This is a genomic window from Sphingomonas sp. AAP5 (assembly GCF_004354345.1).
GTDB classification, from domain to species: domain Bacteria; phylum Pseudomonadota; class Alphaproteobacteria; order Sphingomonadales; family Sphingomonadaceae; genus Sphingomonas; species Sphingomonas glacialis.
On the sequence record NZ_CP037913.1, the window covers coordinates 2,179,236 to 2,190,678 of the forward strand.

The window sequence follows — 11,443 nt, forward strand, 5'->3', positions numbered from 1 at the left end:
GCGTCATAATCCAGCGGCCCCGGCCTCCGCCGGGGCGACGTGGAAATCAAAGGACCTGACATGGCCGACATGGCGCGTTTCGATTGGGCAGACCCCTTCTTCCTCGACGATCAGCTCGAAGATGACGAGCGGATGATCCGCGACTCTGCGCGCGCCTATGCGCAGGACAAGCTCGCCCCGCGCATCGTCGATGCCTTCCAGAACGAAACCACCGATCCCGAGATCTTCCGCGAGATGGGTGCGCAAGGCCTGCTCGGCCCGACCGTTCCCGAGGAATATGGCGGCGTCGGCGCGTCGTACGTCGCCTACGGCCTCGTCGCGCGCGAAGTCGAGCGGATCGATTCGGGCTATCGCTCGATGATGTCGGTGCAGTCGAGCCTCGTGATGTACCCGATCTTCGCTTATGGCTCGGAAGCGCAGAAGCGGAAATATCTGCCGAAGCTGGCGAGCGGCGAATGGATCGGCTGCTTCGGCCTGACCGAACCCGATGCCGGATCAGACCCCGGAAGCATGACGACGCGCGCGAAGAAGATCGACGGCGGCTATCTGCTGTCGGGCGCCAAGACCTGGATCTCCAATTCGCCGATCGCCGACGTGTTCGTCATCTGGGCGAAGTCCGAAGCGCACGGCGACGGCATTCGTGGTTTCATCGTCGAAAAGGGCGCCAAGGGCCTCGCCACGCCCAAGATCGAGGGCAAGCTGTCGCTGCGCGCCTCGATCACCGGCATGATCCTGATGGACGAAATCGAGCTGTCCGAGGATGCCTTGCTCCCCGACGTCCAGGGGCTGAAGGGTCCATTCGGCTGCCTCAACCGCGCGCGCTACGGGATCAGCTGGGGCGCGCTCGGCGCCGCCGAATTCTGCTTCCATGCCGCACGCCAGTACGGGCTCGACCGCAACCAGTTCGGCACCCCGCTCGCCGGGCGCCAGCTCTACCAGAAGAAACTCGCGGACATGGAGACCGAGATCGCGCTCGGGCTACAGGCGTCGCTCCGCGTCGGCCGCCTGATGGACGCGGGCAAGTTCGCGCCCGAGATGATCTCGATCGTCAAGCGCAACAATGTCGGCAAGGCACTCGATATCGCGCGGATGAGCCGCGACATGCATGGCGGCAACGGCATTTCGGGCGAATATCAGGTCATGCGCCACATGATGAACCTGGAAACGGTCAACACGTACGAGGGCGCGCACGACGTCCATGCGCTGATCCTCGGTCGCGCCATTACGGGTATCGCGGCGTTCTGATGGGATACCGCCCTTCCCGTCACCCCCGCGCAAGCGGGGGTCCCGCTTCTTCTAGCGGCGGAAAGAAGCGGGATTCCCGCCTTTGCGGGACTGACGGAGGATAGGATGAACGGCCGAGCATCAGCCCCCCTGACCGGCCTGCGGATCCTCGAAATGGCGGGGATCGGGCCCGGCCCGTTCTGTGGAATGATGCTGGCCGACCACGGCGCCGAGGTGATCCGCGTGGAACGTCCCGGCCCGCCGGGGCTGACCGATCCGACGCGCGACCCGCTACTCCGCTCGCGCCGGACGATTGCGCTCGATCTCAAGCAGCCCGAAGCGGTCGCGGCGGTGCGCCGCCTGGCGGGGACGTGCGACGGGCTGATCGAGGGCTTCCGTCCGGGCGTGATGGAGCGCCTCGGCCTCGGGCCCGACGTGCTGATCGGCGATAATCCGCGGCTCGTCTATGGCCGCATGACCGGCTGGGGGCAAAGCGGCCCGCTCGCCCACGAACCCGGCCACGACATCGATTATATCGCGATCTCGGGCACGCTCCACGCACTCGGCGAAGCAGGCCGCAAGCCGACCGCGCCGATCAACCTTGCAGGCGATTTCGGCGGTGGCGGGATGATGCTCGCGTTCGGGATGCTCGCGGCGATCCTGCAGGCGCAGGCGAGCGGCACGGGCCAGGTCGTCGATTGCGCGATGACCGAAGGATCGGCGGTGCTCGCCAGCATGATCTGGGGGTTTCGCGGCATGGGCCAGTGGAGCGGCGCGCGCGGCACCCATTTGCTCGACGGCGGCGCGCATTTCTACGACACCTATGAGACCGCCGACGGCAAATGGATCGCGGTCGGCGCGATCGAACCGCAATTCTACGCCGCGCTGCGCCGCGTGATGCACCTCGACGGCGCCGAATGGGACGCGCAATTTGCGCCGGCCGTCTGGCCGCGGCTCAAGCAGGAACTGGCGTATCGCTTCAAGCAGCGCAGCCGCGACGCATGGGTCGCGGCGTTCGAGGGGCACGAGGCGTGCGTCGCGCCCGTGCTGGGGTTCGAGGAAGCCGCCGCGCATCCGCACAACGTCTCCCGCGGTGCATTCGTGACCGCGGGCGGCGTGACGCAGCCCGCCCCCGCCCCGCGCTATTCGGTCAGCGAAACCGTGGCCCCGCGCATGGCTGGCGCGCAGGACGGCGCCGCGATCCTGGCCGAAGCGGGCTTCGCTCCGGCCGAGATCGAGGCGCTGCTCGGTTAGGCGACCACCGGCTTGCGCGCGAAGACGCCGTAGCAGGCGATGATCGCATAGCAGGCCGCCGGCAGGATCATGGCGAAGCGCAGCCCGCTCTGATCGGCGATCAGGCCGGTCAGCGGCGGGATGATCGCGCCACCGACGATCGCCATCGCCAGCACGCCCGACCCCTCGGCCGCGCGCTTGCCGAGGCCTTCGCTCGCCAGGCTGAAGATCGTCGGGAACATGATCGAATTGGTCAGCCCGATCGCGAGCAGCGACCAGCCCGAGACGAGCCCGGTGGTGTGCGTCGACAGCGCGATCAGCGCGATCCCGGCGATCGCGACGCCGGCGAGCACCTTGCCCGGCGAGACGTAGCGCAGCACGGCTGCCCCGATGAAGCGCCCGACCAGCGCGCCGCCCCAGTAGAACGGCACATGCTTGCCCGCCGCCTCGGCACCGAGCGCCAGCGTGTCGGCCTGCGTCAGATAGCTGACGATCAGCGAGCCGATCGCAACTTCGGCGCCGACATAGAGGAAGATGCACAGCGTGCCGAAACCAAAGCGCGGCAGGCGGAGCAGCCCGAACGCCTTGACGATGCTGCCCTGGTCATCGACCGCGGTCTGCAGCCGGTTGCGGCGCGTCCACACGACGGCCGCGACGATCACCAGCGCGACCGCGAGCCCGATATAGGTGTGCACGACGGTCTGCGTCTCGGCGGTGCGATAGGCGTCGAGCGCAGCGCCGGTCAGCGTCTTGGGATCGATCCTCGCGAGCGAGCCGAGGATCACGATCGAACCGACATACGGGAAGATCGTCGTGCCGAGCGAGTTGAACGCCTGCGCGAAGGTCAACCGGCTCGACGCGGTCTTGGGCGGCCCGAGCAGCGAGATCAGCGGGTTGGCGACGACTTGCACCATCGTGATCCCCGCCGCGAGCACGAACAGCGCGAGCAGGAACACCGCGAACGTGCCCGACTGCGATGCCGGCACGAACAGCAGGCAGCCCGCGGTCATCGTCAGCAAGCCGATCGAGGCCGAGCGCATATAGCCGGCCTTGCGCACGATCGCCGCGGCGGGGATCGAGAAGACGAAATAGGCCGCGAAAAACGCCGATTGCACGAGCAGCGCCTGCGCATAGCTCAGCGTGAACAGGTCCTTGAGCTTGGGGATGATCACGTCGTTGAGGCTGGTGATGCCGCCGAAGATGAAGAACAGGGCGAACACGAAGACCTGCAGGTCGGGCGCGTTGATCCCCTTGGTGGCGATTTCGTCGGTGCCGTGCGGCGTCGTGGCGGCCTCTATGTGCATATGCGATCCCCTAATCGGCCGCTTGCGCCGCCAGTCTCTCTCGTAGCCTCCCTTGCCCCGCCGACGCCCGGTCTGGCAATCCGCAGAATGCCATGCGATACCCGGCGCCTAGAACAATCCGGATCAGGAGAGTCCGCCATGGCTACCGCCGCTGTCGACCGCGTGCAGATGTCCGAAGCCGAATGGGAAGCGCGCCAGGAGCTCGCCGCCTGTTACCGGGTCTTCGCGATGCTCGGCTGGTCGGAGATGATCTACAACCACATCACGCTCAAGATCCCGGGCGAGGACGGCGCCTTCCTGATCAACCCGTTCGGGCTGCACTTCAGCGAGGTGACGGCGTCGAGCCTCGTCAAGATCGACATCGACGGCAACAAGCTCGACGACAGCCCCTACCCCGTCAACCGCGCGGGCTTCGTCCAGCACGCGCTGTTCCACCGCCACTTGCCCGACGCGCATTGCATCATGCACACCCACACCACGGCCGGGATGGCGGTCAGTTCGCTCGAGGGCGGGCTGCGCGCGACCAATTTCTACGCGTGTAATTTTGCCGGGCAGATCGCCTATCACGACTTCGAGGGCGTGACGGTCCGCGACGAGGAAGGCGCGCGGCTGCTCGAGCATCTCGGCAACAAGCGCGTGATGCTGCTCAAGAATCACGGCATCCTGGTGATGGGCAAGACGCTGCCCGAGGCGTTCATCAAGCATTGGTCGCTCCAGCGCGCGTGCGAGATCCAGATCGCCACAATGTCGATGGGAACGCCGATCGAAGTGACGCCCGACGTCGTGGCGGTCCACCAGCGCGATCTGCACATGGCGCAAGTCCCGGGCGGCGCGGGCGCTGCCGATTTCGCGGCGATGGTGCGGCTGGTCGACAAGATCGACACCGGCTGGCGTGCTTGATTCTCGCAGCAAAGCCAATCTAATCAATAACCTGTTATAGCACTCTTGCCTCCCACGGGCACGCGCCTAACCTCGGTCGGGCCTTACCGTGTGGAGACCAAGAATGCTCAAGATCCTGCTTGTCGCTGCTACGCTTTCGCTCGCCTCGACACCCGTCATGGCGGCGCCGTGCAAGGACGCCAAGGGCCGCTTCATGAAGTGCCCGCCCGCCAAGCCGGTCGCGACCAAGTGCCGGTTGAACGGCAAGTTCGCCAAGTGCGGCACGCCCGGCGCGAAGCCCGCCTGATCGTCGCGGGGCGGCGCAACGCCGCCCCGCACGCCTCATCCGAAGCGATAGCCCGACACCGCCCACCCCATCACGACATCGCGGTAATCGCAGATCGCCGCATCCTCACCGCCAGCACCGAGCGCGACCATCAGCGGCAGCAGATGCTCGGCCTCGGGATGCGCGAAGCGGGCGTTGGGCAGCGTGTCCCAGGCGGCGACGCGCGCGGCGCGCGCCACCGGATCGGGATCGGTCACCGCCGCGGTCAGTGCGACATCCCATGCCGCGGCGATCGGCGTGACCTGGGGCCCGCGCGCGCGCAGATTGTGGAAGCTCATCCCCGATCCGACGATCAGCACGCCCTCGTCGCGCAGCGGTGCGAGCGCCCGACCGATCGCGATATGTCCCGCCGGATCGAGATCGGCGCGCAATGAGAGTTGGACGAGCGGGATGTCGGCACCTGGCACCGCAACCATCATCGGGATGAACACGCCGTGGTCCCAGCCGCGCTCCTCGCCGTGATGCGCAATCCCTGCGTCGGCGAGCAGCGCGCTCACGCGCTGCGCGAGCGCAGGATCGCCGTGCGACGGCCAGTCGAGCCGATAGGTATGCGGCGGGAAGCCGAAATAGTCGTAATCGAGCGGATGCCCGTCGCCGGTGTTGATCGCGAGTTCGGGCGTCTCCCAATGTCCCGACACGAGCAGGATCGCGCGCGGCCGCTCGGGCAGCGATGCGATCAATCCGGCAAGATACGCCTGCATCGGGCGCCACATCGGGTCGGGCGGGCCGCCGGCTGGATCCATGAAAAAGCACGGGCCACCGCCATGCGGAATGAAGAGCGTTGGAAGTTTCATCCCCGCTATATCGGGCGCGCCGTCCGCACCGACAATCGCGTAGCCGGAAACGGCGCGTTTCGCGGTGTTCGCCGCGTGCTTGCCGGGCTGGTCGCGCGCGGGCATGGTCGTCGCATGTCCTGGCCACACGCCCCTGCCCCACGCTTGCGCCACCGCCGTGGAGGCCACGCATGACGCGCTTCACCGTCAATAATCAGCCGGTCCAGTACCGGATCGATCCCAACACCCCGCTGCTCTGGGCGTTGCGCGACGCATCGAACCTGACCGGCACCAAATATGGCTGCGGCACCGGCGACTGCGGTGCCTGCACCGTCGATATCGACGGCGAGGCGGTGCGATCGTGCCAGCGTACGATCGGCGCGATCGAAGGGAGCTATGTCACCACGATCGAGGGCCTGTCGCGTGATCGCACGCACCCGGTGCAAATGGCGTTCCTCGACAAGAACGTCACGCAATGCGGCTTTTGTATCCCCGGCATCATCATGGCCGCGTCGGCTCTGCTGAAGAAGAATCGCAACCCGAGCGAGGACGATATTCGCGCCGGGATCACCAATCTGTGCCGCTGCGGCATCTATCCACGACTGGTCGAGGCGATCCTGCTCGCCGCCAGCGTCCAGCGCGGCGACGAGACGATTGCTGCACCGCCGCGCCCTGCCATCACGCCCGCCGACGCAGCGCGCGAAGTTCCAGCACTGACCCCGCCAAGATGAGCCAAAGCTTTCGCAACGCTGTCATCGCAATTCAGCCACGGCTCATCGCGCGCAGAGTATACCGCGTTTAACGACCGGAAATGCTTTCCGGACGAAGATAAGGAAGTATCGATGCGCAAGTCTTTGCTCGCCGCGATCATGGCGGCTTCTGCGTTGATCCCCGCCACCGCGATGGCGCAGGATGCTGGCGATCGGCCAAACCGCGGCGACGGTCAAGGGCGGCGCGGCCTGCAGGAGGGACAGGGCGAAGGCCGCCCCGAGCGCCAGGCGATACCGGGTGCCGAAGGCCGCATGAACTGGCAGCGCCCGCAGGGGCAGATGCAGCAGCCGGTCCAGATCCAGGCTCCGGTCCAGGCTCAGCCACAGCCACAGCAGCAGCAGCGCCCCGATCGCCAGGGCGGCGGTGGGCGCGACTTCGGCGGACGCGGCGAGTATCGCGGCCAGCCGCAAGCTGTCCCGCCGCAGGTGCAAGCTGGCCAGCCCGGTTTCCCCGGCGGGCAGCGCGACGGCCGCCCCGGCTTCGAGCGCGAGCAACGCGAAGGCCGCCCCGATTTCAACGGCAGCCAGCGCGACGGCCGTCCGGATTTCAACCGTGGGCAGCGCGATGGTCGCCCCGACGTCAACGGTGGTCAGCGCGACGGCCGCCCGGATTTCAACCGCGGCCAGCGCGATGGTCGCCCCGGTTTCGAAAGTGGCCCACGCGACGGGCGCCCTGCGTTCGACGGGCAGCAGCGCGGCGGGGATTTCCGTGGCAATGACGGGCGCTTCGGCGATCGTGGCTACAATCGTGGCAATGGCGTCGGATATGGCGGCGGCGGCTATGGCGGCGGCTATGACCGCAATGACAATCGCGGTGGGTGGAACCGCGATTGGCGGCGCGACAACCGCTACAATTACAACAGCTATCGCACCCAGAACCGCAATCTCTATCGCCTCCCGCGCTACTATGCGCCGTCGGGCTGGTCGGGCGGGTATCGTCGCTTCTCGGTTGGCTTCTCGCTGAGCTCGGTGCTGTTCAACCAGAATTACTGGATCGAAGACGCCGATTACTACCGCCTGCCGCCGGCCTACGGTCCGTATCGCTGGGTGCGCTATTACAACGACGCGCTGCTGGTCGACATCCGCACCGGCTATGTCGTCGACACGGTGTACGACATCTTCTGGTAATACCCGGAAGACCGACCTCGGGGTCCGCAGGCTCGCCGCTTGCGGACCCCTTGTTTTTTGAGCCGCCCGCGGCAAAGTCGCGCGCATGGCTCTCTTTGCAAGGAAACCCAACGGCGCCTCGCCGCTGCGCCGCCAGTTCGGCGAAACCGTCGGGGCGCGGCTCGATGCCAATCCCGCGGTCAAGCGCTTCGCGGTCAACGGCGCGCAAATCTATCAGCACCCCGATTTCCTCGACGCCGCCACCTGCGACGCGCTCGTCGCGATGATCGACGCCAACAAGCGCCGCTCGACCGTGCTCGCCGAGGAGAACATCCAGGAGTTCCGCACGAGCGAAAGCTGCGACATGGACCGCTGGTCGCCCGACGTCCGCCCGACCGACGAGGCGATCGCGCACCTGCTCGGGATCGATCCGGTGCAAGGCGAGACGATGCAGGGCCAACGCTACGCCGTCGGCCAGCATTTCCGCGCGCATTTCGATTATTTCAACGAAAAGCAGGCCTATTGGCCGCAGATGATCGAGACCGGCGGGCAACGCACCTGGACCGCGATGATCTATCTCAACCATGTCGAGGAGGGCGGCGCGACCTGGTTCCCGCAGATTGGCATCCGCGTCGCGCCGAAGAAGGGCCTGCTGCTCGCCTGGAACAACATGAACCGCGACGGTAGCCGCAACACCGAGACACTCCACGAGGGCATGCCCGTGGTGAGCGGCACCAAGTACATCGTGACCAAATGGTTTCGCGAGGGGAAGTGGATCAAGGCCTGACCCCAGCCTTTGCGCTGACCGCTCCGATTTGCGCTCCTCCGCCAAGCGCGTAGGAGGGCGGGCAATGAACACCGTCCTCAACATCAGCCATTCGATCCTCGGCCAGCCCTGGCGCTGGCGCATGCTCGAGACCGACGCGCGCGACCCCGGCTTCGCGCCCGACGATCTCGTCACGCAATTGCTGCTCGCGCGCGGTTGCCCGCGCGACGCGCTCGACGCGCACAAGGCGCCGAGCATCCGCGGCTTCATGCCCGACCCGTCGATCTTCCGCGACATGGACCGCGCCGCCGACCGGCTCGCCGATGCGGTGCAGGCGGGCGAGCAGCTCGCGATCTTCGGCGATTACGACGTCGACGGCGCGACTTCGGCCGCGCTGATGATCCTGCTGCTGCGCGATCTCGGGCTCGAGGCGCGGCCGTACATTCCCGACCGGATGCTCGAGGGCTATGGCCCGACCGGCGCAGCGCTGGTGCGCCTCAAGGACGAAGGCGCGACGCTGATCGTCACCGTCGATTGCGGCGCGCAGGCGTTCGACGCGCTCGCCACGGCGCGCGATGCAGGCGTCGATGTACTGGTCGTCGATCACCACAAATGCGCCGCCGCGCTCCCGCACGCGCACGCGCTCGTCAATCCCAACCGGCTCGATGAGACCGAGGGCGCCGAGCACGGCCATCTCGCCGCGGTCGGCGTCGCCTTCCTGCTCGGCGCGGCGTTGATCCGCACGCTGCGCGGCCGCGGCTATTTCGCCGATCGCCCCGAACCCAAATTGCTCGATCTGCTCGATCTCGTCGCGCTCGGCACCGTCGCCGACGTCGCCGCCCTGCGCGGGCTGAACCGCGCCTTCGTCGCGCAGGGGCTCAAGGTGATGGCGCAGCGCCGCAACATCGGGCTCAACGCACTGATCACCGCGTCGCGCCTGACGCGCGCGCCGACCAGCACCGATCTCGGCTTCGCGCTCGGCCCGCGGATCAACGCGGGCGGACGGGTCGGCAAGTCCGATCTCGGCGTCCGCTTGCTCACGACGCGCGACCCGGCCGAGGCCGAGCGAATCGCGGTCGAGCTCGACCGCTTGAACGAGGAACGCCGCGCGATCGAAGGCATCGTCCAGGAAGCCGCCGAACTGATCGCGCTCAATCAGAGCAACCGCGCGGTGCTCGTCGTCGCTGGGCATGGCTGGCACCCCGGCGTGATCGGCATCGTCGCGGGACGCTTGAAGGAGAAATACGGCCGCCCTGCCCTCGTCATCGCGCTCGACGATGCGGGGCTCGGCAAGGGCTCGGGCCGTTCGATCAGCGGCGTCGACCTCGGCGCTGCCGTGCTCGCGGCGAAGGAGCAAGGCCTGCTCGTCGCGGGTGGCGGTCACGCGATGGCGGCCGGGCTGACGATCGCCGAAGACCAAGTCGATGCCTTCGCGGCCTTCCTCAGCGAGCGACTCGAAGCCGCGGTCGCGCGCGCGATGGGCGACCGCGCGCTGCTGCTCGACGCAGTGCTGACCGCGGGCGGGGTCACCCCCGATCTCGTCACCGCGATGGAGCTCGGCGGTCCCTACGGCATGGGCTGGCCGCAGCCGCGCGTCGTCGCCGGGCCGGTGCGGATCATCAAGGCCGATGTCGTCGGCAACGGCCATGTCCGCGCGATCGTCGCGGGCGATGGCGGGGGGTCGCTCAAGGCCGTCGCCTTCCGCCAGGCCGACACCCCGCTCGGCCAGGCGCTGCTCGGCGCCGCGCCGCACCGCCGCCTGTGGCTCGCGGGCCGCGCCAAGATCGACGATTGGGGCTCGCGCCCGGCCGCCGAATTGCACATCGACGACGCGGCCTGGGCCGATTGAGGCGATTTCGTGCAAGAGATGGCTTGACCGGCGCGGCGAGTTTCCCTAACCGCCTCCAACCAACCGGCGACGCCGGCATGGCCCCTTCGTCTAGCGGTTAGGACGCGGCCCTTTCACGGCTGAAGCACGGGTTCGATTCCCGTAGGGGTCACCATCGCCAAACCAAAATCGTTGGGCCTTGTGACGGTGCGGCGAGATCCGCATCCGCGTTTTGGTTTCACCCTTTGTGTCGGCGCGACTGGACTGCCTCGGGCCTATCTGGACGATTGGTTGCCCTTCTTCGATCAGGGTCAAACACTCGACGGTCTCCGGCATAGGTGCTGCGCCAGCGCTCCGCGGGCGTCGACCGAAGGGCGGCGGCGGGTGCTGCGTCGCGGCCGATGCCGAGCGGCTCAGCCGGTTTCATACGCAGCGCGGAATTGGCGAAAGGCGTCCACGACGGGAGCAGTTCCGGTCTGATGCGGCAGATGCCCGCACCGTAGGGCGCGACGTTGCGTCGATGATTGCCGGTAGGCGGCTGATCTTCCGCGACGAAACAGGCGTCACGATCAGCATGCTCCGATACTAGCTAGGGCCAGGTGCGCAAAGGGCAGCGCATCAATGGCTTCGCGCTCGTTGGCGATCGGAGGATCACGGCCGTCTTGCCGGGCTCGACCGCAAGGGCATCGTGACACTGCTGATCGTCGGTCAACCGATGAGCCGGGCGGTCTTGCTGGACTACGCCTGGCAGTATCTGGTTCCCGCGCTCCAAGGCGGTGACATCGTCAGATGCCTCCGCGTTTCGAGCCGTAAGGACACCGAGATCGCACAGATCATCGTCGACAAAGGCGCGACGTCGCGCTTCCTCCTGCGCTACTCGTCCGGTCTGAAACCGATCGAGATGGCCATCTCCAAGGCAAAAAAACCGCTCCGGCCGCTGGGACCGCATAGGTCACCGTGTCGATCTGTTTCCGCCCGACGAGTGCCGAAACCGGCTTCGTTATGCCGAAGGGATGCCGACAGGGTCACCAGCCGCTATAAAAATCCATTTTGGCTCGAAGGCGTACGAATTATAACCAGAATCGCCTTAGTTACCTGCATTTATTACCTAGAATTATTGCTCACCAATCAGAATATGCATATGCTTCTTTTAATTACTACGAACGATCAAATACATTTATTTGAATTATACAAATTTATAAATCGTATTTGA

Annotated in this window: 11 protein-coding genes and 1 tRNA gene; 10 read left to right on the forward strand and 2 right to left on the reverse strand. The window is 66.6% G+C overall.

What is annotated here, in order from left to right:
• The first annotated feature begins 60 nt into the window (after window positions 1–60).
• Both E2E30_RS10065 and E2E30_RS10070 read left to right on the forward strand, forming a co-directional pair.
• Window positions 61–1,245 carry an acyl-CoA dehydrogenase gene (locus E2E30_RS10065; RefSeq protein WP_133189444.1) on the forward strand — a complete coding sequence of 395 codons (1,185 nt, stop codon included), beginning with the start codon at window positions 61–63 and terminating at the stop codon, window positions 1,243–1,245.
• A 105-nt stretch (window positions 1,246–1,350) separates the two neighbouring features.
• Window positions 1,351–2,478, forward strand: a complete 1,128-nt coding sequence (locus tag E2E30_RS10070; RefSeq protein ID WP_133189446.1) for a CaiB/BaiF CoA transferase family protein — start codon at window positions 1,351–1,353, stop codon at window positions 2,476–2,478.
• Here the strand turns inward: E2E30_RS10070 and E2E30_RS10075 are convergent.
• Entirely contained in the window at window positions 2,475–3,761 is a 1,287-nt protein-coding gene (locus E2E30_RS10075; protein WP_133189448.1) for a sugar MFS transporter, read from the reverse strand. The two genes, E2E30_RS10070 and E2E30_RS10075, sit on opposite strands and share 4 nt — an antisense overlap.
• A gap of 138 nt (window positions 3,762–3,899) precedes the next feature.
• Here E2E30_RS10075 and E2E30_RS10080 point away from each other — a divergent pair, with 138 nt between their 5' ends.
• Window positions 3,900–4,661 carry a class II aldolase/adducin family protein gene (locus E2E30_RS10080; RefSeq protein WP_133189450.1) on the forward strand — a complete coding sequence of 254 codons (762 nt, stop codon included), beginning with the start codon at window positions 3,900–3,902 and terminating at the stop codon, window positions 4,659–4,661.
• Between the two features lie 103 nt (window positions 4,662–4,764).
• The gene (locus tag E2E30_RS10085) at window positions 4,765–4,947 is read left to right on the forward strand and encodes a hypothetical protein (protein ID WP_133189452.1); all 183 of its coding nucleotides are present in this window, start codon (window positions 4,765–4,767) and stop codon (window positions 4,945–4,947) included.
• A 35-nt stretch (window positions 4,948–4,982) separates the two neighbouring features.
• On the opposite strand, the gene E2E30_RS10090 is transcribed toward E2E30_RS10085, so the two are convergent.
• The gene (locus E2E30_RS10090; RefSeq protein WP_133189454.1) at window positions 4,983–5,780 is read right to left on the reverse strand and encodes a DODA-type extradiol aromatic ring-opening family dioxygenase; all 798 of its coding nucleotides are present in this window, start codon (window positions 5,778–5,780) and stop codon (window positions 4,983–4,985) included.
• Window positions 5,781–5,950: 170 nt separating this feature from the next.
• Here E2E30_RS10090 and E2E30_RS10095 point away from each other — a divergent pair, with 170 nt between their 5' ends.
• From E2E30_RS10095 to E2E30_RS10120, 6 genes are all read left to right on the forward strand, one after another.
• Window positions 5,951–6,490, forward strand: a complete 540-nt coding sequence (locus E2E30_RS10095) for a (2Fe-2S)-binding protein (RefSeq protein ID WP_133189456.1) — start codon at window positions 5,951–5,953, stop codon at window positions 6,488–6,490.
• A gap of 111 nt (window positions 6,491–6,601) precedes the next feature.
• Window positions 6,602–7,657, forward strand: coding sequence for an RcnB family protein (locus tag E2E30_RS10100; protein WP_206365553.1), 1,056 nt, complete (start codon window positions 6,602–6,604; stop codon window positions 7,655–7,657).
• An 85-nt stretch (window positions 7,658–7,742) separates the two neighbouring features.
• Window positions 7,743–8,423, forward strand: coding sequence for a prolyl hydroxylase family protein (locus tag E2E30_RS10105; RefSeq protein ID WP_133189458.1), 681 nt, complete (start codon window positions 7,743–7,745; stop codon window positions 8,421–8,423).
• Window positions 8,424–8,487: 64 nt separating this feature from the next.
• On the forward strand, window positions 8,488–10,251 hold the full coding sequence (recJ, locus tag E2E30_RS10110) for a single-stranded-DNA-specific exonuclease RecJ (RefSeq protein ID WP_133189460.1): 1,764 nt from the start codon (window positions 8,488–8,490) through the stop codon (window positions 10,249–10,251).
• Between the two features lie 79 nt (window positions 10,252–10,330).
• Window positions 10,331–10,405, forward strand: a tRNA-Glu gene (locus E2E30_RS10115).
• 513 nt (window positions 10,406–10,918) lie between these two features.
• Window positions 10,919–11,443 carry a hypothetical protein gene (locus E2E30_RS10120; protein WP_133189462.1) on the forward strand — a complete coding sequence of 175 codons (525 nt, stop codon included), beginning with the start codon at window positions 10,919–10,921 and terminating at the stop codon, window positions 11,441–11,443.